This window comes from Mesorhizobium sp. WSM1386 (genome assembly GCF_055901595.1).
On the sequence record NZ_CM148373.1, the window covers coordinates 6467867 to 6494207 of the forward strand.

Here is a 26341-nt window from a genome sequence, read left to right on the forward strand (position 1 = left end):
AAAGGCGGGATCAAATCCCGCCTTTTCCTTACACGGCGTCATTACACGCGCGAAGCGGACTGGAATTGACATAGCGCAGAACACAGGAGACCGCCGCGGTAAAAAGACCCACTTTTCAGCTTGGGACAGAAACCGTTGCAGACCTCTATCCTGAAAGAATATCGCGAGGCTCTCCTGCCTTGGTCCACTCATCTATCCGACCGTGCCGGAGTTCACCGCCAGCGTAGGGGCCGAAAGCTATGAGGAATGGCTAAAAGGTCTGCCAGCTGACGATCCGGTGTCGCTCTATCTCCACATTCCGTTCTGCCGATCGATTTGCTGGTATTGCGGCTTCCCGACCAGGATCGCCCGCGATCAGGGGCCGATCCTCAACTATCTGGCCGTTCTGCGTGACGAGATCGGTTGGTCTCGCAGCAAGTGCAGAAAGGGGCTCGTCGTAAATTACGTGCATTTCGGCGGTGGAACCCCGACCCTGATCGGGGCAGCGGAGTTCTTGGCAATGATCGAACTCCTGCGCCACCGCTTCGCCTTCACGAAACCCGCTACAATCGCTGTGGAAATTGACCCGCGCACCTTCACGGCCGAAATCTCCGAAGCGTTGGGAGCAGCCAATGTGAGCCGCGCCAGTCTCGGGGTGCAGAGCTTTGATCCAATTGTTCAAAAAGCGATCAACCGCGTCCAGAGCGAGGCGCAGACGCGCCGCTGCCGTCGAAGAGCTGCGCCGGTATGGCGTCAGCGGGATTAACGTCGATAATTTTCGGTCTCCCGAACCAGACGGTAGAGTCCTGCGTCGAGAAATGCGGCGGCGACTGTCGCCCTGCGTCCCAACCGGCTTGCCGTGTTCGCCTACGCGCACATTCCATCGGTGATAGCGCCTGATCGAGAACACTGCCCTGCCTGACAGCGTCGCCCGCGCCGAACAGGCTGCCGCCGTGGCAGAGACGCTGGTTTCGGCGGCTACCGTGAGATCGGCCTCGACCATTTCGCCTTGCCGGACGACGAACTTACGCTGGCGCAAACTAGCGGTCGGCTGCGGCGTAATTCGCTGGGTTACTCGGCCGACACCTGCAAAATCCTGATCGGTTTCGGGGCGTCCTCTGTCGGGCGGGTCGGTGAGGGTTACATCCAGAACGAGGTGACACGCGACCTACAGCCTGCGCATAGCAGCTGGCCGCCTGGCAACGTCAAAAGGCTGCCGACTTACAGATGAAGACCGCGTGCGAGCCGCAATCATCGAGCGGCTCATGTGCGATTTGCAGGCCGAGTTCCGGCAATTTGTGCGGCCCATGGAACTCGCCTTCTCGATTCGGCTGCTGAACGCCTGACGAAGCTGGCTGACGATAGTGGACATCGAAAATGGACTCATCCGGGTGCGGCAGGAGCATCGCTTCGTAATTCGCGCTGTTGCTGCCTGGACCAGGTTGGCTCGTAAGGACAGCCAAACAGCGTCAAGGAAAGCCAAAGGGATGACCTCTCGTCCCATGTTGTGCTTCGGTAAATCACGGCAAGTGCCGGTGACGGCGTCTTGCGGCTGAGGAAGTGGCTGCATTTCCAAATGGACGACCGTTGTGGCCTATGAGCGCGTCACAATCGGCGGTATCCATACCCGCCGGCCAAGGATTTCTCTAATTCTGCCCAGGACCATGTATCCTGTTGCATATTTCACTTGGAAAAGCCCTGGCGAACGTCCGCGTTTCTCGATGCCAGCAGCGACGCGTTAAATGACGCAAGCACCGCCCAATCTGTTCTGGATGTTGCGGCCGATGGGTCCAATAGAGAAGGAGGCGGCCATGTGTGCACCGCTCCTCGAAGACCAATGAGCCGCGTACGCCACCCCCAGCGGCGCGACAGGTCTCGATCATGGCTCGAACCTAGCAGGGGTGCCAAAGATTGGAGCCAAATCCCAGCTTTTCATTGTAGCCACCGCAGCATCCCAATCTGGTGTGGCCAGAACTCTTGAACCACGGCTGTTGCCGATCAAGAAGTCATCGTCACACCATTCTCGGGAGAGTCTCATTCGGGTCCGACAACTCAGCGCTACCTCGGCCCTCATTTACGACAACGTTAGAAATGCGACACAAACGTTAGAAATGCGACACAGCCGGTTCGATCTGCCTGTATTTAAGCCCCTTTTTTTGGCACGCATATTGCGTCGGTCATCCGTAAACCCGCCACGAACCAGCGAGGTCGCGCGGAAGATGTCGAAGTGTTGGCACCTTGATTTCGGTGGAGCGACATCAGGCCGTGCTGCCAGAAGGAGACTGCAGATGCATAAAAGAAAGCGGCCGTGCTCGCCCAGGAGTAGTTCCAGTCAGGACGCCGTTGGCGACTTTTTCTTTGTGGTTATCAGCGCGTAAGCCAACGTTATAATTCTCACTCGACCAGTTCCTGGACAGTGGCTGCATCGGCGCGCGCTTCCTGCAAAGGAGACGCTCGGCGCCGCTGCAGCGCGATCGAACCAATCCACAGCACGTATTCCGAGCCGAAAAGGGTGAACCATATATGCATACGATCGGAGCTTTGACGCTCGCGCTTTTAATTCAGGGCGTATCGGGAGCGCCGATCGGTCAGGCACCGGGCAACGGTTCAGATGGCGTACATCCGCAGCTAGTGCCGGCCGATTTCGAGCGGGCACTAACGATCAACGGCCGTTATGACAAGCTGACTGTCACTGTCCCCGAAGTGCCGTTTTGGCTTAGCGATGCCGACGCGTTCGCCTACCGCCGAACCAGCCACGGCAAGCATCAGTTCATGCTGGTCGATGCTGCCACTGGTGTGAAGCGCCCGGCTTTCGATCATGACTCTCTGGCAGCGGGACTGAGCAGGGCGAGCCACATACAGTATCAGGCCGGCTATCTTCCCTTCGAGCGTTTCGAACTGACCGAGGATGGTCGCAGGCTTGAGTTCCAGATTGAACACACCCGATGGCGCTGCGATCTTGCAAGCTATGAGTGTGACAGCACCACATGGGATGCGGACGACCCGGACAATTGGCAGCTCAGCCACTACTACACGCCACCGGCTGAGAATAACCCCGACCAGAGGAGCGTCTCGCCGGACGGCAAATGGATCGTCTATATAAAGAACCACAATGTTTTCCTGCGCAGCAAGGACGGATCGCAGGATGTCCCGCTGAGCCGGGACGGATCCGAAAACAACAGCTACGTCTTTTCCACGCTGAGTTGGTCGCCGGATTCGCGCCACCTCGCTGCTTACCGTGTTCGCCCCGGCTACAAGCGGGAGCTTCACTACCTCGATTCGTCGACCGACCAGTTGCAGCGCAAAGATTCGACACTGGTCTATCCCAAGCCGGGTGATGTCCTTCCACTACCCCAGCCGGTCCTGTTCGAGATCGCCAGCCAGCGCCAAGTCGCGATTGACGACGCCCTGTTCTCAAATCCTTCGAACTTTCCCCTCTCCTATGGCGGGCGGACGGTCGCAGCTTTACTTTCGAATATAACCAGCGCGGGCATCAGCTCTATCGGCTGATCGAGGTAGAGGCTGCCACGGCCCGTGCGCGCTCGATCATCGACGAGACCAGCAAGACATTTGTCGATTACCATCCTCTGGCGATGGATCAGGAGCATACCGGGAAAATCTTTCGTTACGATGTCGACGACGGGAAGGAGATCATCTGGGCGTCCGAGCGCGATGGGCACGAGCACCTGTATCTGTTCGACGGCCAGACGGGCGCGCTCAAGAACCAAATCACCAGCGGTGAGTGGGTGGTTCGGGCGGTCAACCATGTCGATCCGGTCAAGCGCCAGATCTGGTTCGAGGCGAGCGGGAGGAACCCGGGGGAGGACCCCTATTTCGTCCATGCGTACCGCATCGGCTTCGATGGTGAGGGGCTGACTGAGCTCACGCTTGAGCCGGGCAACCACCATGTCGAGTTCTCCCCCGACGGCCGCTATTATGTCGATCTCTGGTCACGCATCGATGTGCCGCCCCAGCTGATACTCTACCGCGCCAGCGACAATGCCAAGCTCACGCAGGTGGAGACCGCCGACGTCTCCGAGCTCGTTGCCGCCGGCTGGCAGCCGCCACTCAGCTTCCATGCCAAGGGGCGCGACGGCAAGACTGATATCTGGGGGGTGATCCACCTGCCCGCCAATTTCGATCCGAAGAAGACCTACCCTGTGGTGGAGAATATCTATGCCGGGCCCCAGGGCTCCTTCGTCCCAAAATCCTTCTCAAGGTGGACAGAGCCGCTCACGCAGATGGGCTTCGTCGTTGTGCAGATCGATGGCATGGGTACCAACAACCGCTCGCGCGCCTTTCATGATGTTGCCTGGAAAAATCTGAAGGACGCAGGGTTTCCCGATCGCATCCTATGGCACAAGGCGGCTGCCGCGAGCTATCCGTGGTACGATATCTCCAATGTTGGCATTTTCGGCGGGTCCGCAGGCGGCCAAAACGCGGTGAGCGCTCTGCTCTTTCATCCCGAATTTTACAAGGCTGCGGTCGCCAACAGCGGCGTTTATGACAACCGGATAGGCCAGATCTGGTGGAACGAACTGTGGATGGGGTGGCCGGTCGGCGTTGAATATTCGCAGTCTTCCGCCATCGACAATGCTCATAGGCTGCAGGGCAAGCTGATGATCGTGGTGCCCGAAATGGACGACAATGTCGACCCGTCCGCCTCGTTGCAGCTTGCCGACCGGTTGATCAAGGCGGCAAAAGATTTCGACATGGTCTACGTGCCCGGTGCCAATCATGGCGCGCTGGGCACCTACACCGAACGCAAACTCCTGAACTTTTTCGTTCGCAACATTCTCGGGCAGACCCCGCCCAACTGGAACACCACTCCGACCCAGCTCCAGAAGGAAAAAACCTGAGGATGCCCGCCGCAGGCCCGGTCACGGCGCCCCTGCGCGGATTGAAGTGTTTGAACTTCCCGAATGGACGAGCATGCCGCCAAACGCGTTACAGTCATACAGCGACGACTTGTTTGCAAGATGCCCGGCCGTCACATCTGTGCCTATGAATACTACCGTTTCGCAGGCAAGAAACTGGGCGGGAACGACAAGATCGCCGGCGCGATGATCTCGTCCATGGCCGCGGCATTATGTGTACATCGCATCAAGTTCGATGCGGCAGCCCCTAGTTCATCGTGATGAGGATCTACAGTTTTGGAGTTATTGACGGAACTAGCCTGGCCATAGCTAATAGCGACGTGGGTAGGACCCCAGAATTCTCAGGCCATCAATCTCCGCCAACGCGCCCAGCGCCGGGTGAGTCAAAACGTGTCCAGCGACATCGATGACGTATTGATGGGTGTCCAGCCGCTCGCATGTCGGACGCTGATAGACACTGAGAGCGGCTAAATCGTCCTTCGAGAACCCGTTCAGGACACAACTGAGATTTTGCTCTGAAACGCGGAGGTGAAGTGTTGTCCGGTCAAATCCTGTCGGCGCAGGGGTCCTGCGCCCGAGCACCCACCACCGCGTAATACCAAGAGTCATGGGGTTTGACCGACATGGGCCCATTGGCGCATTCCGATTGATGTGATGGTCTCGGAAGCTGCGAGGAGTTTCTGCCAGGCGTCGCAGGCCGCATCGATGATATCGTCATAGCTGTCGAAGACACGGTTGGAGAGCCAGTTCTGGCGCATGTACTGCCAGACGTTCTCGACTGGGTTCAGCTCCGGCGCGCGTGACGGCAGGAAGATCGGGGTGATGTTGTCCGGTATGCTGAGGTTTGCGGTGGTGTGCCATCCGGCACGATCCATTACGAGTACGGCATGGGCGCCCTTTTCGACGTGGCGGCTGATCTCGTTGATATGGAGTTGCATGGCCTCGGTATCGGCAAAAGGCAGTGCGAGAGCCGCCCCGGTACCACGTGCTGGGCAGATGGCGCCGAATAGGTAGGCGCTCTTGTAGCGCTGGTCGGCCGGCTGTCGCGGCCGCGTGCCGCGTCTGGCCCACTGCCGTACAATCCCGTTCTTCTGGCCGATCCTTGCTTCGTCCTGGAACCAGATCTCCACCTTCGTGCGCGGCGGCAAGTCGCAAAGATGCGCCTTCAGCGTGCGAGGCCAGTTTTTTTGAATTCCTCGATGATATGGGCATCTTGCGCCGGATGCCGCGGCCGCACACTCATGTGGGAGAAGCCGAGCTTGTGCAGCAGCTTCCCGACATAACGCGCGTCATAATCAATGCCGAAGCGGTCCTTGATGGCTTTCTTCAGGTCGATCCGCCGCCAACGCACGACGCCATCGACGGCACGATCCGGGCCCTTTTCCACAAGCGCGACCAGTTCGGCCCGCTGCTCATGCGACAGCCGGGACGCTGGTCCCGGCGCCCACTGGTCCACAAGACCATCGGGGCCGGCCGTGTTGAACCGATGCACCCAATCGCGCAGCGTCTGGCGATCCATCCCGCCGATCCGGGCCGCATCGGCCCGGCTCATGCCGTCCAGAACCGCCGCGATCGACAATAGCCGGCTGCTCTGGCGCACATCCTTTGAGTTCCGGGCAAGACGGCGAAGCTCCCCCGCCGAAAAGTCCGTCCGCAACTTCACCGCTGATCCCATCGCCGAATCTCCTTCGGCAATAGGGAATCACGGCGCGCATATCGGCCAAAATCACAAAAGAGTCAGCAGCCAAGACCGTTGGTATAACGTTATGCAGCCCTTCTTCAATTCCTGTTCGCAATATCTGCAGATTGTAGAGCTTGGGACCAAGAGCAGGACCGAATGCCGCTATCGAGGGAGACTTTTGCTCAGCCACGAAACATGTCGATCCCCTGCGGCTCTCTCGCTCGACGTTGGGCATGTTCTCGTCGAGCCACCCGGCCACCTCCTGCAGGGCCACGGGGTGGCCTACCACCTTAGTGATCTTCGAGAAACTCGCATCCTTTCTGGCAATAAGGCTGTAGCTCAGGACCTTCGGGTACTCGGCGATGATCCTTGGAGACCTTAAGCGCAGGACTTGGTCGAGGTAGGGAGTGGTTTCGACCAGAGAGGTCGTAACTGGGACGCATGCAACGTCGACGCAGCCATTCTCATATGCTTCGAACAATCCGTCGCTTAACGGAACGAGTTCAACTTTGTCACCAAAGAGGTCCAGCGAGACTTGATGGGTCCAGGTCCCCTCAGGGCCAATGTACCCTGCCCTCTTGATCCCGGAGGTGTCGATGACAGGAGGCTGGCTGAATTGCTCGTTCATTTCCCCGCCAAGCTCGATCGATAATACGTCAGACTCTCATTTATGAAAATCACACGCACGGGGTTCATGACCGAAATATTTCCGGTTGCAGATTCGAGGCTCGGCCGTGACCTCCCCTGGCTTTATCTGTATGGTCGATGCTTTGCTCCCTTGGTGAGCGTTTGGTTTTGCGGACCCTTTTTTGGTCTCGGAGATCTGGGCCTGCTTGCTACATTCGGTCCTGTGCAACTCGCGATTCCTGCTGTTTTCTTGCTGGCCGGCACGCGTCGACTTCCAGCTTGCCAGCTCTCTCTGATTTTGACACTGGAACCGCCACTCGCGCCATTGTGGACTTGGCTCGCATTCCGTGAAATGCCCAGTCGTTCAGACCTCATCGGCGGAAGTATCACCACCGTCGAGGTGGTCGGCTATTCGTGGGTGATGACGAAGTCCATCAGATCGGAACGCTAAGGTTCCGCGAGCCAGCATTGATACTGCATAGCGGCTGGATCGCGAGCAGGTCGCAGCTTTGAAATTCGTTCTGACGCGCGCAGCTGCCAGATACGCATCTGCTGCAGAAAGTAAGAGGGCTGCGACCCGCCCCCTTCACTTGCAAACATCTTGCTTTGGTAGAACTTAGCAGCTTCCCGCAATCGCGCGGTCAGCGGGAGATCCGTGTTCTTGCCGGCTCCTTGGCGCGGTCAGTGGCACTTCTGCCCGGCTCTTGCCGGGCAAAAGCAGAAAAAGGTCAGCCAGCTTTGCTGAGACTGCCTGCGGAGGATTTGCCGGTACGGCGGTCTTGTTCGACCTCGTAGTTGATCTTTTGCCCCTCATTGAGGGTCGAAAGGCCCGCTCGTTCGACAGCGGAAATGTGGACGAAAACGTCCTGACCTCCGTTGTCAGGCTGGATAAAGCCGAATCCCTTGGTGCTGTTGAACCACTTCACCGTTCCTGTCGCCATGGCGTGTTCCTTTGTAACCATTCAATGTAGGCTGACTATAAGCCAGGTCCGCTTCATATCCGAGATTTCAGGGGCAGCAAAAGCGAAAATAGCAAAAGCCCCGGTCAAATCGCAAATCGGCTCGCAAGCTCCATCGTGACCGCCGTCGCGGCCGCGTCTCTCGCGCTGGCGTTACGATAGTCTGCGACGCATCTTAAATTCCAGAACCGCGCTATCGCTGGTTTGGAGTCCTGTCATGGATCTACAATCGGCCGATGTGAGCAAGAGTACCCTAACGACCAGCAACTACGGGCGCGTGCTAACGCCACCATGTTCGCCGCTGTCCTAAGGGTATTTTCACGTAGTCACCTGTTTAAGCGGCAAGCGCTCCCCATTCGGCAGTGTCGGATGTCGGACAATGTCGGAGGTACGCAACACGGAGTTCATTGAAACGCATCGTCGAAACGGCTTTCTCATCTGGCACGGTTCCTGCGCGGCCATGCAAATGCGCAGGAGAGACGTCCCATGATCCCCACACAGAAAAATGCCGCCCCAGCTTTCGGCGACCTACTCAAAACTGACATGCGAGCCGGGCCTGGCAGCATCGTGAGGGCTCGTCTGGAGCGGCGCTGCCCACCAATCCACCTTCTCCAAATGGGGGCGACTGGGGCTCAGCACCTTCACATTGAGGGACAACTCGCTTCCATGCGAATCTTGTCCATCGCCCGGTCACCACAACCGAAGCCGCCGTCTGCCGGGCTGCGGGGCGCACTTTTTGCGACCGCGCTGGCATTTCTGACGACCGCGCCGACTCCGGCGGCCGCCAATGACATCAAGGCAGCGAATTTCCTGCTCGACAACGGCATGGAGGTGGTCGTCATACCCGATCACCGCGCGCCCATCGTCACCCATATGGTGTGGTACAAGGCCGGCAGCGCCGATGAGCCTCCGGGCAAATCCGGCATCGCGCATTTCTTCGAGCATTTGATGTTCAAAGGGACGGCCAATCACGGCGCCAGCGAGTTGGACCGCGCGGTGGCTGAGATCGGCGGCTCGCTCAACGCCTTCACCTCTTACGATTACACTGCTTTCTACGAAAGAGTTGCGCCCTCGGCATTGGAGCAGATGATGAGCTTCGAGGCTGATCGCATGCGCAATCTCATCCTCACGGATGACGCTATCAACACCGAGCGGGACGTGGTCCTTGAGGAGCGGCGCTTGAGCGTCGACAACGATCCGGAGCCGGTTCTCGATGAGGAGGTCGTCACGACGCTTTGGCAGAGCCAACCCTACCGAATCCCGGTGATCGGCTGGATGCACGAGATCGAGAAGCTGAACCGCAACGACGCCTTGGCTTTCTATGATAATTACTACCAGCCGAACAACGCAGTGCTGGTGGTGGCAGGGGACGTCGAGCCCGAGGCCGTGAAGGTGCTGGCTGAGAAGACCTATGGCAAGGTCCCGCGTGGACCAGATCTGCCGCCACGCGAACGCCCGTCTGAGCCGGTGCAGAACACCAGGCGCACATTGACGTTAAGCGATGGCCGCGTTTCGGTCCCCATCTTCTCCAGATATTGGGTGGTGCCGTCCTATCGCACCGCCGAGCCCGGCGAAGCCGAGGCTCTGGACCTGCTGGCCCAGATTCTCGCCGGGGGCAACCGCAGCCGGCTGTACCAAGAGCTCGTTGTCAAGCAGGGCATAGCCGCGGCGGCCTCCGCTGATTTCGAGGGCACCATGCTGGATGCTAGCTACTTCAGCATCCGCGGCTCGCCGCGCGGTGACGTCAAGCTCGCGGACATCGAGGCCGCAGTCGACGTTGAGATAGCACGCATCGCCAGGAACGGCGTCACCAGCGACGAACTGGAGAAGACGAAAGACCGCTATATACGCTCGGCCATCTTCGCCCACGACGAGCAGGACTCCGTGGCTAATATGTATGGCGCCACGCTTGCCACGGGCGGCAATGTGAGAGACGTCGAGGAATGGCCGGACCGCATTCGCAAGGTCACCGCCGATCAGGTTAAGGCCGTTGCCGCCCGCTACCTCGTGTCCGACCATTCGACCACCGGCTATCTTCTGCCCAAGGAAAATTGATGTGATGACGAACCCACGCCGCCGCGCCATTTCACAAGTATTGCCCTCTCCTTTTGGACAAGGGGGGCGCCTCGCCTGCTGGCTGGCTGTCCTTTGCCTTGCTATTTTCTCCCTCCACTTGCTGGCGCTCACCGCGCGAGCTGCCGTGAACATCCAGGAGGTGAAATCTGAAAAGGGGATCACGGCCTGGCTGGTGGAAGATCAATCCCGGCCGATGGTCACGCTCGACTTGGTCTTCGACGGCGGCACCAGCCAGGACCCGGGCGGTAAGGAGGGGCTTGCCAATTTGATGACCCGCTTGTTCGACGAGGGCGCCGGCGATTACGACAGCGATACCTTTCAGGTGCAGCTCGATGGAGCCGGAGCTGAGATGAGGTTCTACGCAGAGCGTGACGGAATCCACGCGTCGATGCGCCTGCTTTCCGAGCGCCAGGACGCTGCGTTCGAACTCATCAGGCTCGCTGTGAACAGGCCCCGCTTTGATCAGGAGCCAGTCGAACGCGTCCACGCGCAGCTTCTCTCCGAAATCACGGCCAGGGAGCGCGAACCTCAGACCATCGCCGAGCTCGCATGGCGGCGCAAAATCTACGGCATGCACCCGTATTCGAGGCCGCCCGAGGGTACCAAAGAAAGCCTGGCCCGCATAACGCCCGCCGATCTAAGCGCCTTCCACAAGGCCGCTTTCGCCCGCGACGGGCTGCACGTGGCGGTCGTGGGCGACATAGATGCCAAATCCCTCCGTGCAAGACTCGACCAGTTGTTCGGCGATTTGCCCCAGAAACAGGCGCTCGCGCAGGTACCTGATGTCACCCCGAAGCTCGGCGGGTTGACGTTGGTCTCATACGACCTGCCCCAGACTTCGCTCCAGCTGGCTTTTCCGGGCATCGGACGCAGCGACCCGGAACTCTATGCCGCGTTGCTGATGAACGATATACTCGGAGGCTCGCCATTTACCTCACGACTGTGGGGGGCGGTGCGCGAAAAGCGCGGCCTTTCCTACGACGTGTCCTCTAGTTTGGAAGGCTACCAGCATTCCAACATGCTTGTCGTGGCCACATCGACGCGCGCCGACAAGGCGGGCGAGACGCTCGAGTTGATCAGACAAGTAATCAAGGAGCTAGTGGATACAGGGCCAACTGCGGCCGAGCTCGAAACGAGCAAGAAGTATCTGATCGGCGCCTATGCAATCGACAATCTGGGTTCCTCCAGCTCCATTTCAGCCACCCTTGCCGGAATGCAGCAAGACCAGCTCGGCATAGACTACATCCAGCAGCTTCCTGCCCTCATCGAGGAGGTGACGATCGACCAGGTCAGGGCGGCGGCGAAGAAGCTGCTTTCGGCCGAGCCCGCCATTATGGGTGTTGGCCCTGGCCTTGCCGCTGTCCCGTGACGACCAGCAGTCTCGCGCTCTGCCAAGGTCCGCGCTGATTGTCTTCGGAGCTGCGTAAATGCTGATCGCCCAACAGTTGGCAAGCGACGGATTCCAAGTTTCCCGTAAACGCGAAAGTTAGGATCTCTGTTCACTTTGGAGCCGTCGGGAGATCGAAATGCGCCTCGCAGGGAAAATAAAGTAGCTCAAGGAGGGTCAGCGCTTACACCGAGGCGAAGGGCCGGGACGCGCGCCTGGCTGCGATGACAAGATCGGTCAAGAGGGCGGCCGCCGAAGTGCCAGTATAGACCAGAAGGCGGGACACGAGATCCACGGCCCCGACGAGGAGTGCTGTTTTCCAAATAGGGATCCTCAGCTGCGGGGGCCGAAGCGCATCTTGCGGCTGGGTTGAGCCTGCCAGCGTATCCGACATACTCCGCAACCAGCTTTTAAGTATTTTATGGAGTCATTGATTAGGCAATGCCGCTTGTCTCACCAGAGTTCAAGGTCATGTGCGACTGCAGGCAGTGCTCTCCTCGCGCAAGCGTGATGGCGCCAAATTCCGCAACGAGCAGCGACTTTACTTAGGCTCGAGGACGATCACGGCTTCAACACAAAGCCTCAAACGCGCTGAGAGATACCCCAAAAGAAGCTCGGAAGAAAAGCAACTTTTTTGGACAGGAACCTTCCGCCCCAGTTTCGTCGAGTGATCTTCAAAATGCAGCCTCACCGTCGCTTTGGCGGAGGAGTCCTGTCGTGATGGGCAGAACCAGCCGCGGTGGGGAAGCCGATCTCCATCCTTGAGGCTGCACCTGGTGAGAACCACAAGTCGTCGACCAGAACAGTTCAAAATTCTCGCTTCAAGGTGAGTGCAATGGTCTACCAGCCGGCTGGCGGAGGCCCTATCATGAAGCCGCAGCAGGGCAGTACACATTCACGCCCTATCGACATAAAAATCAGCCGCATTTGAGAGGAACCGGTATTGCCCCTGTGCCTGCCGATGATCCGCCACCTGAAATCCCCGGACCTGTTTGGCGCGATCGATCGCCTGCCGGCGCTCGGCACGCCGATTAGCGAGCGGACATTCGAGGTCCTCAATCCGTCGAGCGGTGAAGTCCTGGCGGTGCTTCCCGACATGGGTATGGAGGAGACACGCGCTGCGATCGGCAAGGCCTATGTAACGCAGCCTGGATGGGCGGGGCTGACCGCCCGAGAACGCAGTGACGTTCTGTGGCGGTGGCATGAGCTGATCATTGAGCACGCCAATGATCTTGCCGCGATACTCACTGCAGAGATGGGCAAGCCGTTTGCCGAAGCCAAGTCGGAGGTTTCGCACGCGGCTGCGTATCTGCAATGGTATGCCGAAGAAGCTAATCGCATCTATGGTGAGACGATCCCCGCACCGTCGACAGACCGTCGCATGCTGGTGATCAAGCAGCCCATTGGTGTGGTCGGCACGATTACGCCTTGGAATTTCCCGGCGTCGATGGTGGCGCGCAAGATCTCGCCGGCTCTGGCGGCGGGCTGCACGATCGTGCTTAAGCCTGCTGAACAAACGCCGCTCGTGGCAGGTGCAATGTTCGCCCTCGCGCACCAAGCCGGCTTTCCCGACGGCGTGGTGAACCTAATTTATGCGTCTGAAGGTGATGGCATCGGACGTGAACTTTGCTCCAACCCGAAAGTCCGAAAGATCAGCTTTACAGGCTCGACCGAGGTTGGCAGGCTGCTCATGCGCCAGTGCTCGGACCAGATCAAGAAGGTCAGCCTCGAGCTCGGCGGCAATGCGCCGTTTATCGTCTTCGACGACGCCAATATCGACGCTGCGGTTGACGGTGCGATCCAGGCGAAGTTCCGCAATGCCGGGCAGACCTGTGTTTCAGCGAACCGTCTTTACGTCCAATCTCGCGTTCACGATGAGTTCGTCGAAAAATTCGTGGAGAAAGTCCGGGCGTTGTCGGTTGGCGACGGCTTCGCTCCGGCCGTGGACGTCGGACCGCTCATCGACGTGCATGCTTTAGCCAAGATCGAGTCCCACATCGCAGATGCCGTTGCCAAGGGTGGCGCAATTCGATGCGGGGCCGAACGCATCGGCAAGGAGGGGACTTTCTTCAAACCCACAGTCCTCACTGAAATCACCAGCATCATGGCGGTTGCCCAAGAGGAGACTTTTGGGCCGCTGGCTCCGATCATTCGCTTCCACGATGCCGAGCAGGTTGTTCGTGAGGCCAACGACACGATCTACGGCCTCGCCGCCTATTTCTATGCCTCGAACCTGAAGCGTGTCTGGCGTGTTGCCGAGGCATTGGAATACGGCATGGTTGGCATCAACACGGGGCGAATGTCTTCGGAAGCGGCGCCCTTTGGCGGCATCAAGCAGTCCGGCATCGGGCGGGAGGGTTCTCACCACGGGCTCGAAGATTACCTCGAAATGAAATACCTCTGTATGGGCGGCATCTGATCTCTGTCGGGGTGGACATCTCCGGCGCAAAACCAACCGAAGGGATGATCGAAGCACTTGGGATAGCTTGTTGCGGATGGGCTTCGGGTCGTTTGCCGTGCCCCCAGCCTTCAAGCCCTAGTGTGCATCTAGACGCCCAGCTACGTTGAACCGCTCCACGGCCACAAGGCAATGGGTCGATGGCCGACGGACGGTAGATTGCTCATCCTATCCAAGCGGCACGTTGGCCTGCTGCCGGTTTTTCGGACACGAAGTTAAGCTAACATTGCTTGTTCCTCAAACTCCACGGGGCTCAGATAGCCCAGTGTCGAGTGCCGTCGCCGGGGGTTGTAGAAGCGCTCGATGTAATCGAACACATCTGCCCTGGCGTCACCCCTCGTCCTGTAGACCTTGCGGGCCGTGCGCTCGGTCTTGAGCGACGAGAAGAAGCTCTCCATTGCTGCATTGTCCCAGACATTGCCCGACCGACTCATCGAACATGTAATGCCGTGGTCGGTCATCAGGCGCTGGAACTGCTCGCTCGTGTATTGCGATCCCTGGTCGGAATGATGCAGCAGGCTGTCGGGCTTGCCTCGGCGCCAGATCGCCATGATGAGGGCGTCGGTGACGAGCTGGGCCGTCATCTCGGCCTTCATCGCCCAGCCGACGACCCGCCGGGAGAACAGGTCGATCACGGCGGCAACGTAAAGCCAACCTTCCGCGGTCCAGATGTAGGTGAAGTCGGCGATCCATTTCTGGTTCGGGGCCGAGGACTCGAAGGCGCGGTCGAGGATTGTCCGACACTGCCGCTCGCTCGCCGGTGTCCTTCGGCAGCCCACGACGCCGCGGCCGGGCACGCAGCCCGTTCTCCCGCATCAGCCGCTCGACACGATGCAGGCCGCAGGAAAGACCCTCGGCCAGCACGTCATGCCATACGCGACGAGAACCATAGGTGCGGTCGCTGCTCTTGAAGCTGCGGTCGAGCCAGGCATGGAAGCCTGAGCGGGACACATCCAGCGCACTGCACAGCCATGCCACCGGCCAGACGTTCCGGTACCTCGCGATGAAAGCGAACCTCATGTCACTTCCCTCGCGAAGTAGGCTGCGGCCTTTTTTAGGATGTCGCGCTCCGCCTTCAGCTTCGCCACTTCCTTGCGCAGCCGGTCGATCTCCTGCTGCTCTGGCTTCATCTGCCCATGACCGGGAAATGCATGCTGCGGATCGGTCGACAGCTCGCGCACCCATTTGCGCAGCACATTCTCGTGGAGATCGAGGTCGCGGGCAGCCTGGGCCACCGCAACGCCCCGATCCTTGATCAATCTCACCGCCTCAAGCTTGAACTCGCGGCTAAACTTCCTTCTTTGCATTCCCACTCTCCAGTTCCGTCAAACACCTTATCTCGGTGTCCACGAAACCGGCAGCAGGCCACGTCTCGCCAGGCTAGCGGTTCACTGGAACTAGAGACGCTATTGCCCATCAACTGCGCTAACGCAGCGAAGGTCGTCAAGCCGACGATGCAGGGCGTCTGAACGGTGAGCGAGTGCCACCGACACGTTTACGCCGCAGTCTCCTTATTGCCGCACCGCCAACTGAGCGCCCTTCGCGCATCGCTCTCAATCGGTACAGTCGCCGGCATTCTCGCCTGGAGAAGATTCAGTGACACCAGACGTGCCCAGGCCCTGCTTGCACGAAGACATTGAGGGTTGAGATCGAATGATTACAGCGCATCTGCTCGACATGGACGGGGTCCTGGTCCGGGGCGGCCAACCGATTGCTGGTTCCGTCGGCTATGTCGCCGGGCTAATCGCCAAGGGTGAGCCGTTTCAGATCTTCACCAATAACTCGCGCTTCACGCCCGAAGATCATGCCGAACGTCTAAGAGCGGTTGGCTTCGCCGTACAGCCAGAGCACATCTATACATCGGCGCTCGCCACAGCGCGGTTCATGGAACTGCAAAAGCATGGATCATCTGCCTATGTCATCGGCGACCACGGTCTGGTCGAGGCTCTGCGGCAGGCAGGCTGCCGGATAACGGAGTTTGCCCCCGAATTCGTGGTCCTCGGAGACACAATTTCGTACCATTACGAGCAGATCGCAACTGGCGCCGAGCTTGTGGCGAAGGGCGCGCGTTTTCTCGCCACCAATCCGGATGCGACTGGCCCGACCGAGCGGGGCTCCCATCCAGCGTGCGGGGCAATCGCAGCACTAATCGAGAAGGCCACCGGCCATCAGCCCTATTTTGTCGGGAAGCCGAACCCGTTCATGATGCGCAACGCGCTCGACCGGCTAGGAGTGCGAGCTGTCGATGCTATCATGGTGGGTGACCGCATGGACACCGACGTGCTCGCCGGGCTGGAATCGGGCCTGAAAACAGCCCTTGTGCTTACGGGAGTGACCAAACGGGCTGACATAGAGCGGTTTCCATTCAGACCGGACTACGTGGTCGAGTGCCTTGCCGATCTGGGCCAGATCATAGCGAAACAATAAGCCGAACGGCCACAACACGAAGGCTGAACGCTCCCGCTACATTCCGAATGGCGGCCGTTCAGCCTGGGCATTTTCTGGAGGAACAGCTGGCCGCAAAGAAAGTGATAAGTGTGACAACTTAGTCGGAGTCCACTGTAGCCCAATGCATACCGGTCCTGGCCTCTATTCAGTAGGAGTCTTCGGCCGAAGACCGTCGTGCGCCGAAGTAGGCTTCGTCCAGCGAATGGGTCTGGTTGGATCGAGCCAGATGCGTTGGCTGCTGCGACACTCACGCTCGATCATTTCTGTCATGACTTCGACAACGGGACGGATGTCGTTCAACCACTGGAGTTTTGACCGATTTTATTGCCGCGTCACTCCAGAGGCGATCCTATCTCTGAACGCCACGCAGGTTGTTGGTCGTATACGCGTCACCTGAGAGACGAGTTCGTCGAAGTTGATCTGCTCCGGGGGGAGTGGTTGACCCTCGCTTTGTGGTGAACAGAAGGACGGGCGACGGCGCGGCCGCTGAACCAGCGCAGCCGTCGGCGGACTGGTCGTTGCCGCAAAAAAGGCGGCTCGGCGGCTGGGTATAGCGAGCGGCATCGAAGCCGCTTCGAAACAACTTTGAACGGAGTTGGCAATGCGCCTGCCGCAAGCATTGGGACTCAAGCATCGCGCGTTCCAAATACGCGCTCCTTGACCCTCCCGTGGTGTGTGACCGATGCGATCCGCGGAACTTGTTTCTCCACAGGTTCCGCCTGCCGCGCTACGCTCCGTCGCGTGTGCTGACGGGGATCAGATATGAGGTGCCAAGACTACGCTGCGTAGTGAGCCTTTTGCATTTACTTCAAAGGCGGGATCTCGAGTTGGCAACGGCCGAAACAGTCGCTGCCGTGAACATGGAGCCACAACGACCGCGCTCGAAGTCTGACAATTTATTAGGCCTTACGCTTTTTTTAGGTAGTCATGTCAAAGCTGCGGCAAGTTCCGCCACCTCGACTGCCTTTCGGCACCAGCCCGCAGAGCCGAACGCAAAACACTGCGTCTCAAGTTTAAAGTCCTGAACGCGAGCACTTCGCTGCCGGGCCGGGTACGCCTTGGGAGGTGGCGTAAGTCGGCGACCTTCGTGGCGGGGGGGCAACCACTCAGTCCGCACGTTTTGCTGAGCGTGCATGTACCGTGCCAAGGCAAAAAGCGTTAAAACGCCCGAGGCGACAGCTTCATTCTCCGTTGCGTACCCGACATTGTCACCTATGCGACAATGTCGAACGTGCCTCTCAACATCGACTGAGGCCTCTAACCAGAGAGCACCATTAAGGCCGTTCCCCCCGCCAAATCGACCGGGCGAACCGGCGGTGACCGGTTAGCTCCGAACTGTTCGCCGGCTGATGTACAGGGCGGACCGTCCCTTCTCAAAGAAGGAAATCCTTGTACCCTCCATGCATGAGGGCGCGGCCACGAGAGACGGCGCGGCGAATGCGGTCGCGCAGATGATCGCGAGGATCCCTCCAGTCTGCATGGACGCGCCGTTGGCCAATCAGCGCTTCGGCGAGCTCGCGATGTGACGCCCCAGCAAGTGAGCCGTCCAGCGCACGAAGTACGAAGGTCAAACGGGGACCCCGTTTTTCTGGCAGGAATAAGCGGTCAGGGAGCTGTTGACCCAAATTCAGAGCATTGAGGCACTCGAGCGCCCTCAGGCGGTGCTTCGAAAGCGTCGCGGGCCAGATGGCGTCAGTACGGAGGCAAACGGGGTGCAAGATATCCCCGCCAGACACCGCGAGCTGGAGCGTATGCTGCGCGTTGCGAAGAAAAACATGCTGGCCATTGTCGGGCGCCAGCAGGACTGTCGCACGGCACGGCAATGCCGAGAGCTCGAACGGCGCTGTCGCCGAACACGCGGACAGCTGCTCTGCAAGGACCGGCAGTACATGAGCGCACCATCGCGGAGACCAGAATACGACCGAATTGCGCACACAATACTCGGCGAAACAGAACACCCCAGCGTGACAGGTCGCTGGCCGCCACGACCACATCGAGAAGAGGCATCAAGGACAAAGTACTTGCCTGCTGGCTTGCAGCGGTCACATCAGCCTGGAATGCTGGATTGCGGCGCAAGAACTCCCAGGCCCATTCCCGCGGCGTCAGAGCTGAGGTGTAATCGTATGAACTTTCATCGCGCCAATCAGCCTCATCGGCGCCCTTCAGGAGGACTGCAGCCATCATTGTGCTCCCCTGCCCGCCCCCGGGCAGGTCGAAACATCATGCCGGTTGGCAAAGCACCGGCGCCGGGGCCACCAGACCTCGATGAATGCGTTTCGTCGAACCGTGTGCGGTCGGCACCGTTCGGGGCCGAACACGCCGGCAAATAGCGGCGACATGATCGGACCAGCGCAGCCAGCATGGCCCGTGCAGGCCAAGTGAGTTGGCTCGCCGACAGTGGCCGTTTCCTGCGCCGCATTCCTGACGTTCCTTGAAGACCGCGTCCCGCGGCGGTGGGTTTCACGTTGATTGTGCGCAGGTCGTCGTAGCGCCGGCGATATAAGCTTAGCCATGGGAGGTCTCCTGGGGAAGTTCCCGCCATTGGAGGCCAAGTTTCAGGCTATGGCAGCCTGTATAGGTGTACAGGTATGCCGAAGTTTCAGCGGACCGCAAAAGCACACCAGCGAAGTGGGCAATTGCTTGAAGGTGGTGCTCACGCGGGTTTTCTGAGAGCGGCGTGGACGTGGAGCGCGGCGGCCTGGATGCGCTCGGTGGCAGCGGCGTGACAACCATCAGGTCGGCAAGACGGAGCCCTCGGATTTCCGATCTCATGCCGGTCCCGGTGTCTAGACCCACAGACGCTCTCGGACGCTCAAGCGGCCATCGACTGGTGGTGTCGTCTGCCAATTGGATCCGGAAGCGTTCAAGCGTTCTAGCGCGAAGATGTTGCGGTCCGGCCAAGTCATTGCGAGGTTGACTGCTTTAGTTCTGCACTGTGTCGCCGAACTCGCCGCCGGAGCTTGATCTGGCAATTACGGGGTGCGCTCGTTGTCGGATCCTCGACGATGTCGGACATGCGACACAGCGCTACTAGGTCATCGCATTGTTTTGAAACGATTTCACAGTTGGCACGGCAGATGCAGCCCTGTGCGCAAGAGCACTCTGGCGCCCCCAACTGAGAAGAACCCTCTTGATGATAACGCTTATCGAAGATGCGGGTGCCCCGGCCAACACTGAGCATTCCCGAGCAGACCGAAACCATTGCGCTTTCACTCGTCCGGTTGCCGGGACATGACCGAATTCGATTTCCGGCCAACTGTGAATGCACCAGACGATGACCCCCATCTTTGGCTTGAAGATGTAGAAGGGGAACGGGCGCTTGCATGGACGGACGGCCAGTCGGCAAGGACCCTGAAGTGCTTCGGTGGAACGCAGTTTGAGCGAGACCGAGCGTCGCTGACGGCGGTTTCCGACCGCTCCGACCGGATTCCCCTGGTCACGCGTCGCGGTCAGTACCTCTACAATTTCTGGCAGGATGCCAAGAATCCTCGCGGGCTGTGGCGCCGGACCACCCTTTCTATCTACATGGAGGCGGCTCCCCGATGGGAGCTGCTGCTCGATCTGGACGTCCTGGCGGCTAGCGACGGACAGGACTGGGCCTGGGGCGGCGCGTCGTTCGAGCCGGAGGGACGGGAAAGAGCCCTTCTGCGCCTATCTCGCGGCGGCGGCGACGCAGTCGTGCATCGCGAATTCGACCTCAGCTCTCTGAGCTTTGTCGCCGACGGTTTCAATCTCCCCGAGGCCAAGGGCGACATTGATTGGCTCGACCCCAACACGCTTCTGCTTTCCAGTGCGCTTGGTGATGGTATGGCGACGCGCTGCGGCTATGCACGCACCGTGCGGCTGTGGAAGCGAGGCGCAGATCCCCTCATCGCGCCGGTAATCTTCGAGACCAGTTCCGAAACCTTGGGTGTGTCTGGCCATCTTGACCGTACCGCCGAGAGCGAGCGCCTGTGGTTCGTCGAGCAGTTGGGCTGGCTCAAGAAGAAAGTCCGCAGTGGTGATAGAAGCGGGCCGAAGATTGAGATCGACCTTCCTCAGGACGCCAGGTGGGATCACTTCGGCGATTGGCTGGCGGTAAAGCCGCGCAAAGCATGGACGGTTGCCGGGACGACCTATAGCGCCGACGCCCTGATCGGCATTTCGCTTTCCTCTTTCCTGGCCGGCGAGCGCCGTTTTAGGACCCTGTTTGAACCAGCCGAGAGGCGCTGTCTGCAGTCATTCTTCTGGAATGACGGGAAGCTCATTATCGCCTACTTGGCGAACCTGGTTCCAAGATTCGAGATGTTCATCCCGGGCCCGCAGGAATGGACAAGCCGAGCCCTCGACACAGTACCAGCCGAAGGAACTGTTCACCTCTGGTCACTCGACGCAGCCGTTCACGAGACCAATGGAGAGGTCCTGGTTTGCGTTCAGGATCCGGTCACGCCGCCGCAGCTTTTCCTATTCGATCTCAATGCCGCGCCGCCTGTCAGCGCTTCGGTAATCATGAAGCGCAGCCCGGAGAATTTCGACGCATCCGGATTGGTGGTCACGCGCCACGAGGCAGTCTCGATCGATGGTGAGATGATTCCCTATACGCAGGTTGGTCCGGCTGATGGGAGCGGAGATGCCCCGGTTCACCTTTCCGCCTATGGCGGGTTCGGCATATCGCTCCTGCCCTACTACAACTCCCCGCTAGGCAAGCTGTGGCTTGAGCGCGGCGGCACCTGTGTGTTGGCTAACATCCGCGGCGGCGGCGAGTTCGGCACCCGCTGGCACGATGCCGGCCGCAGGGAGGGCAAGCGTCTCGCCCATGACGATTTCGCCGCCGTTGCCGCCGATCTCGTGCGAAGGGGCATCACGCTGCCGAGGCGGATTGCCGCCGAGGGTGGCTCAAATGGCGGCCTGCTGATCGCCAACATGCTTACCCGCTATCCTGAGCATTTCGGCGCGCTGTTCTGCACGGTTCCGCTTGTCGACATGCGCCGCTACACCAAGCTCCTGGCGGGTGCGAGTTGGATCGACGAATATGGCGATCCCGACAAGGCTGATGATTGGGCTTTCCTGAGGGAAATCTCGGCCTATCACGCCGCGTCGCCGGGACAGCCCTACCCGCCTATTCTGCTCGCCACCATGAGACGCGACGACCGCGTCCACCCGGGCCATGCACGTAAGATGGCCGCAAAGCTGCAAGCGCTTGGCTATTCCGCTTACTTCTACGAGCCCAGCGGCGGTGGGCACGGCTACGGCAAAGACAATCGCGAGCGAGCCGCTTTGATTGCCCTAAGCAACAATTTCCTTCGCAGCGCCATCGGCTGGCGAGCGGAGAGCGTTCATTGATGACCGGGACCCGCGACAAAGCAACCCAAACCAATGAGTATAGGTTTTTGGCTGTGCAAAGATGCAGGTGCAAGCACCACTGTTAACCAGAGGCAATACTCGCAACAATTTACGATTTCTGACGAGCAAGGAGAGAATAATGGCGACAAAGCTAGCCAACGTGGCGCGCGGCGTAATAGCGGCGATCACTCTAATCATGATGGGACAGCAGGCGGTCGCGGCTGACGTTCCAGAGGTCCCGTGCGACCCCGACGAGGGTGCCTGGGTGCCGGAATGGGCTAGCCCCTGGCAGATCCGCCTGCGCGCCTTGGGAGTCATCACTGAGAATTCGGGCTACGTTGATGCGGTGCCCGGTTCCGGTCTTTCCTATTCGAACACCGTGACACCGGAACTCGACATCTCGTACTTCTTCACAGACAACGTCGCCGCCGAGCTTATCCTCGGGACCACCTATGCCAATATCACGGGCCAGGGTTCGATCGGTGGGCTGGGCAATATCGGCAAGGTGTGGCTGCTGCCGCCCACACTGACATTGCAGTACCATTTTACCGATTTCGGGGCCTTCAAGCCCTATGTCGGCGCGGGCGTGAATTACACGATCTTCTATAACCAGGACGCCGGCAGCGCCGACGCTCTCAAGGTGAAGAACACGTTCGGCACCGCGCTGCAGGTCGGGTTCGACTACATGGTGGACCAACATTGGGGCGTCAACTTCGACGTGAAGAAGCTTTTTCTCAAGCCAGACTTCGATGTTACCGTGGCCGGCGCCAAGCTGACCGGGAAAGCGGCGCTCGATCCATGGCTGATAGGCGCAGGTGTCACCTACCGTTTCTGACAACGGAAGGTGAAGGCGGCTTACTCACAGCCGAGTCGAATAAAGGGCACCTCGTGCGGTCGTCCCTGCCAGGGCGGCTTTCAAGAAGCGGTTGTCGAGGGTCCGGCCTCCTCCAGCGGACCGAGAGCTGCCGGTTCTCTACTGCAGCCCCGGTGGCTGGCCTGGGAACTTCGGCAGCTCAAGGCCGCCCTTCGCCCTGCCCCATGGCGCACATCGGGCTCCAGCTCTGTACGTACGCTTCTGTCTTGCATGGACCGGTTCCGGCTCGCTGATCCCAGTTTCCCCGGAAGCAGGATGGAAGCGGGCGGCGAATTGCGACCGGAAAGCAGCCGTCCAGACGGCCTGCATCGGAACGACCGGGAAGAGAAAGCTTGCGAGACGCCTCGGCGGGCCTAGAAGGGAGCGCCGCCTGTCTGCGCCATTGGGGGGCCAAAAAGAAGAGTTGCGCGCGCCTGCGACCTGCGCCAGGGGCGAGAGGCGAATGGCTAAGACGCCTAGGTTGCGAAGATAGCCGGGGCTGGTAGCCCGTCAACCTGTGGCTCTGGAAGGCGCGCTGGCCCAGCTACGTTCGCAGGCTCAACAGAACCTCGCACGGGTCAGTGTCAAGCACTGCAGTTACGTCGAGAAACTCTATGACATCGAGACGCCGCTCTCCACCCTCGTACTTGGCAACGAAGGATTGCGGACGGCCAAGCTTCTCGGCCAGCTGCTCCTGGGTCAGGCCTTTGGCCTTGCGCAGTAATCTCAGCTGGTCCAGAAATCTCTGGTGGCGGGGAGATCGAAGAGATTTGGGCATCGAGGCGAACCGGACGGGTAAAGACCGGCTCAGCCACTAATCCCGGTTCCCGATAATCCCATTTTGGGATATTCTGTCTTGAATCCAGCGATCAACATGCGAGGGTTCGCGGCAGACATGAATCCATCAACGGGAACGAACGGGACTCAAAGCTCAACACTGCGCGATGAGGTTCCATGGTCAGACAGCATCACGAGCTACGACAGGCAACATTCCACCATTTACCTGCGCCTCCTGGACGCCTGCGCCGACAATGCGAGCGTCGAGGAAATGGCCGAACTCATTCTCGGTATCGACCCCGTCCTTGAACCGGTGCGCGCCCGCAACGCTGTTCTCAGTCATATCGATCGGGCGAACTGGATGGTAACGACGGGCTACAAGGAACTGTTCGGCGGCTGAGGCACGGCTGGAACTGTCACTTTTGAGGTCAAGGAACTCACGAAAGTCCCATTCCTGAGCCGCACGGCCAGAGACGCCCTATGCGATCGCGGAGGTGATCGCCAGGATCCGTCCAGTCAGCGTGGACCCGACTTCTCCGTCAGCACTTCAGCGATCTCTCGACGGGAGGTCCGGCATCGACCCGTTGATACCCGAAGAACGACGTTGTATCCCCGCTTTTCGGCGGTGCGGGCAGGCAATTCGCCGTAAGCACAAGAGGCACTCGCATCCACGGGCAACGCTTCAAGTCCTTCGCACGTGAAGCTAACTTGTCCGTGAACCGAAAAAAGCCGAACCGGACAAGCGTCCGATTGCCTGTTTGGTGGTCGTCACCCCAAGCTTCCGGCGAGCGTTGCCCAGATGGAAGGCGGCCGTTCGCTGCGTGATCCCCAGGATGCAGCCGATCTCCCAATCAGACTTGCCTTGTACTGCCCACTGCAGGCACTCGTATTCGCGCGGCGTCAGCAAGACACCATCGATCATTCGATCGGCGGACAGTTTGCGGCGAACGAACATATGGAAACAGGTCGCGATGTACGGGAGACCTTCTTCGTGGCGTTCTGTGGCGCGAAAAAATGCAGTGTCGGGCTTGTCTGCGGCAAAGGTTATCGCAGCAAAATTCCCTCGGCGGTCAATAATCGGGATCGTCATGCCGCAGCAGATGCCAAACTGCGCCGCTTCTTCGAAAACCTGAGCCCCTGCAGCCGCCTCGCCGCTCAGATCGGATCCCCAACGAAACGGACATCCGCCACCGCGTGCACGCACAATGACCGGGTCAACACTCTCGTATCGGTTCTCAAGATAACGTGCTGTCCAGGGCGCGGGGTAGTTCGAGATCAGCGTGGGTTTGCCATCAGGCCGCGGGGGCAAGGAGAGATAGGCAAAACTGAGAAGATCGAGTCCAGATGCGACATCGGCCAAGGCGCCGCGGAGATCAGCCTCATCGACGCTTTCTGAAAGCCGTTCCAAAAATTTCTCAAAGACAGCCTGCACGTATCTGACCCCTGCTTAAACTCACCCCCGTTCGACGGCTGCGAAGCGCTGGGCGTGCCTCACACGGACTGGAGGTTGTTTTGCAATGGACTGACGTCGTTGCCCGTACCGGTAGCTGCTCAATTTCTTAAAATCAGGCAATCGGGCGACCGCGCCCGATGTGAGCGTGATCCCACCAATCTGGCCACGACGACACTGCCGCTGATGGTAGTGCGTGAGATTTTCATTTTACCCCTCATTCTGCTGTCCAGATCCTGATCTAGAATGGGGTCGTCATCGAGGTCGGGCGTCACGTAATGCGCGGTCGCGCCGATAAGCTTCACTCCGCGTTCGTACGCCCGATGGTAGGGCTTTGCGCGCCCTTCAAGGGGGCAAGAAGAAACGTCATGTTTATAACCTTGCCGTACAGGCGCGTCGTCAGTTAAGACTTGCACTATAGTATTTAGGCACGAGAATTTCGCCAAAATGCGTTGGCTGCTGAAATATGGCTGCAGAAACCGGTGTGATTTGAAACGTCACCAGCCTCTGCGTTGCGCGCTGTGACCGGATATTGTCTTCCCGATGCTAGGGTCCGGCCCAAGACCGATGGCAACGATACGTGACTTCGTGATAACGCCGCGCTGCCGGTGGGCGGCGAAGGGGCGCGCTCGGCGGGGAAGGCTGCACCCGATCCATGGTTGATAGGCGCAGGTGTCCCCTACCGCTTCTGATACCGAAAGGCGAATGCGGTGACATCCGATCTGAAATGAAGGGCGCCTCGTACGCCCTTCTTACCGTTGGCCCTGCACTGGCGAATCGACCTGAATCGTTCGAGGAGGCGGCCGTATTGCCCAGCAGCGGGGAGGTGTTTGAAATCGCAGCAACGTTCAGGTCAACCTTATTGAATGACCATCCGACGCATGGCAGCCGATTGTGGGCCACACTTGAGCAAGCCGTTGTGAGAGGGCTGCCCCGCTCCCACCAGACCAGGACGAGGACCCCCGGTCAACGCGGCCTCGTTCAAGCGCGCGGGCGCCTAGCAATTACCTGTCGCGAAGCATTGTCGAGCCGTCGAGCGCAGGAGCCGCACGCAACCATCGACTTGACCGTCGAAGCCGCGCAGCAACAGATAATCGGGCGCAATGAGCTGGATCATCAAAGGCCTCCTCGCCGGGAAATTCCCGGCCATTGGCAGCGTGTGCAGTTGCACAGGTGAAGCCGATTTGTCAGTGAACCGAAAAACCCGAAGCGGCTAGACGGGCAATTGCCTGTTTGGGGGTCGTCACCGCAAGCTTCCGCCGAGCGTTGCCCAGGTGAAACGCGGCCGTGCGCCGCGTGATCCCCAAGATGCAAGCCGATCTCCCACTCGGATTTGCCTCTTGCTGCCCACTGCAGGCTTTCGTATTCGCACGGCGTTGGCGAGACGGCGCGCCAGACGTGCTTCTGCAGCGCATTGCGGTCTTTGATGAGCGCCATCAGTCGCTGG

The 26341-nt window shown here is 59.5% G+C and carries 15 protein-coding genes and 6 pseudogenes; 11 read left to right on the forward strand and 10 right to left on the reverse strand.

Annotated features, from left to right (window positions below):
* Positions 1-135: 135 nt before the first annotated feature.
* The 3 genes and pseudogenes from AC0NIH_RS31520 to AC0NIH_RS31530 all read left to right on the forward strand — a co-directional run.
* Positions 136-1412 (forward strand): annotated as a pseudogene (locus tag AC0NIH_RS31520) (radical SAM protein); the annotation flags it as partial.
* Positions 1413-2502: 1090 nt separating this feature from the next.
* A pseudogene (locus tag AC0NIH_RS31525) lies at positions 2503-4838 on the forward strand (S9 family peptidase).
* A gap of 63 nt (positions 4839-4901) precedes the next feature.
* Complete coding sequence (locus AC0NIH_RS31530) at positions 4902-5117, forward strand: hypothetical protein (RefSeq protein WP_473469536.1); 216 nt, start codon at positions 4902-4904, stop codon at positions 5115-5117.
* A 344-nt stretch (positions 5118-5461) separates the two neighbouring features.
* On the opposite strand, the gene AC0NIH_RS31535 is transcribed toward AC0NIH_RS31530, so the two are convergent.
* Positions 5462-6531, reverse strand: a protein-coding gene (locus AC0NIH_RS31535) for an IS630 family transposase (protein WP_473469538.1) whose coding sequence is annotated in 2 segments (ribosomal slippage) — positions 5462-6045 and positions 6045-6531 — 1071 coding nt in all. Because the reading frame shifts where the segments join, the coding sequence is not laid out codon by codon here.
* Between the two features lie 145 nt (positions 6532-6676).
* Positions 6677-7165, reverse strand: a pseudogene (locus AC0NIH_RS31540) (prephenate dehydratase domain-containing protein); the annotation flags it as partial.
* Between the two features lie 66 nt (positions 7166-7231).
* Here AC0NIH_RS31540 and AC0NIH_RS31545 point away from each other — a divergent pair.
* Positions 7232-7615: a hypothetical protein gene (locus AC0NIH_RS31545; RefSeq protein ID WP_473469540.1), complete on the forward strand. Its 384-nt coding sequence runs from the start codon at positions 7232-7234 to the stop codon at positions 7613-7615.
* Between the two features lie 277 nt (positions 7616-7892).
* Here the strand turns inward: AC0NIH_RS31545 and AC0NIH_RS31550 are convergent, their stop codons facing one another.
* The gene (locus AC0NIH_RS31550) at positions 7893-8105 is read right to left on the reverse strand and encodes a cold-shock protein (RefSeq protein ID WP_008874821.1); all 213 of its coding nucleotides are present in this window, start codon (positions 8103-8105) and stop codon (positions 7893-7895) included.
* Between the two features lie 684 nt (positions 8106-8789).
* Here AC0NIH_RS31550 and AC0NIH_RS31555 point away from each other — a divergent pair.
* From AC0NIH_RS31555 to AC0NIH_RS31565, 3 genes are all read left to right on the forward strand, one after another.
* A complete protein-coding gene (locus tag AC0NIH_RS31555) occupies positions 8790-10178 on the forward strand; it encodes a M16 family metallopeptidase (protein ID WP_473469545.1) in 1389 nt (462 codons plus the stop codon).
* A 4-nt stretch (positions 10179-10182) separates the two neighbouring features.
* Complete coding sequence (locus AC0NIH_RS31560) at positions 10183-11568, forward strand: M16 family metallopeptidase (protein ID WP_473469542.1); 1386 nt, start codon at positions 10183-10185, stop codon at positions 11566-11568.
* A 979-nt stretch (positions 11569-12547) separates the two neighbouring features.
* Positions 12548-14005 carry an NAD-dependent succinate-semialdehyde dehydrogenase gene (locus AC0NIH_RS31565; protein WP_473469543.1) on the forward strand — a complete coding sequence of 486 codons (1458 nt, stop codon included), beginning with the start codon at positions 12548-12550 and terminating at the stop codon, positions 14003-14005.
* A gap of 254 nt (positions 14006-14259) precedes the next feature.
* On the opposite strand, the pseudogene AC0NIH_RS31570 reads toward AC0NIH_RS31565, so the two are convergent.
* Positions 14260-15351, reverse strand: a pseudogene (locus AC0NIH_RS31570) (IS3 family transposase).
* A gap of 346 nt (positions 15352-15697) precedes the next feature.
* Between AC0NIH_RS31570 and AC0NIH_RS31575 the strand changes: the two are divergent.
* A complete protein-coding gene (locus tag AC0NIH_RS31575; protein ID WP_473469557.1) occupies positions 15698-16471 on the forward strand; it encodes an HAD-IIA family hydrolase in 774 nt (257 codons plus the stop codon).
* Positions 16472-17865: 1394 nt separating this feature from the next.
* On the opposite strand, the gene AC0NIH_RS31580 is transcribed toward AC0NIH_RS31575, so the two are convergent.
* Together AC0NIH_RS31580 and AC0NIH_RS31585 are read right to left on the reverse strand one after the other, a co-directional pair.
* The gene (locus AC0NIH_RS31580) at positions 17866-18228 is read right to left on the reverse strand and encodes a DUF2285 domain-containing protein (protein WP_473469555.1); all 363 of its coding nucleotides are present in this window, start codon (positions 18226-18228) and stop codon (positions 17866-17868) included.
* The gene (locus AC0NIH_RS31585; RefSeq protein WP_473562754.1) at positions 18185-18676 is read right to left on the reverse strand and encodes a transcriptional regulator domain-containing protein; all 492 of its coding nucleotides are present in this window, start codon (positions 18674-18676) and stop codon (positions 18185-18187) included. The genes AC0NIH_RS31580 and AC0NIH_RS31585 overlap by 44 nt, the downstream gene beginning before the upstream one ends.
* A 1047-nt stretch (positions 18677-19723) precedes the next feature.
* On the opposite strand from AC0NIH_RS31585, the gene AC0NIH_RS31590 reads away from it, so the two are divergent.
* Positions 19724-21814: a prolyl oligopeptidase family serine peptidase gene (locus AC0NIH_RS31590; protein ID WP_473469553.1), complete on the forward strand. Its 2091-nt coding sequence runs from the start codon at positions 19724-19726 to the stop codon at positions 21812-21814.
* A 196-nt stretch (positions 21815-22010) separates the two neighbouring features.
* A complete protein-coding gene (locus tag AC0NIH_RS31595; RefSeq protein ID WP_473469561.1) occupies positions 22011-22649 on the forward strand; it encodes an OmpW/AlkL family protein in 639 nt (212 codons plus the stop codon).
* A gap of 562 nt (positions 22650-23211) precedes the next feature.
* On the opposite strand, the gene AC0NIH_RS31600 is transcribed toward AC0NIH_RS31595, so the two are convergent.
* The gene (locus AC0NIH_RS31600; RefSeq protein ID WP_473469551.1) at positions 23212-23445 is read right to left on the reverse strand and encodes a helix-turn-helix domain-containing protein; all 234 of its coding nucleotides are present in this window, start codon (positions 23443-23445) and stop codon (positions 23212-23214) included.
* Positions 23446-23562: 117 nt separating this feature from the next.
* Between AC0NIH_RS31600 and AC0NIH_RS31605 the strand changes: the two genes are divergently transcribed.
* On the forward strand, positions 23563-23844 hold the full coding sequence (locus AC0NIH_RS31605; protein WP_473469559.1) for a DNA -binding domain-containing protein: 282 nt from the start codon (positions 23563-23565) through the stop codon (positions 23842-23844).
* Between the two features lie 303 nt (positions 23845-24147).
* Here the strand turns inward: AC0NIH_RS31605 and AC0NIH_RS31610 are convergent, their stop codons facing one another.
* The 3 genes and pseudogenes from AC0NIH_RS31610 to AC0NIH_RS31620 all read right to left on the reverse strand — a co-directional run.
* Positions 24148-24876 carry a LuxR family transcriptional regulator gene (locus tag AC0NIH_RS31610; RefSeq protein WP_473469549.1) on the reverse strand — a complete coding sequence of 243 codons (729 nt, stop codon included), beginning with the start codon at positions 24874-24876 and terminating at the stop codon, positions 24148-24150.
* Between the two features lie 245 nt (positions 24877-25121).
* Positions 25122-25232 (reverse strand): annotated as a pseudogene (gene purU, locus AC0NIH_RS31615) (formyltetrahydrofolate deformylase); the annotation flags it as partial.
* An 849-nt stretch (positions 25233-26081) separates the two neighbouring features.
* Positions 26082-26280 (reverse strand): annotated as a pseudogene (locus tag AC0NIH_RS31620) (helix-turn-helix transcriptional regulator); the annotation flags it as partial.
* Between the last annotated feature and the right edge of the window lie 61 nt (positions 26281-26341).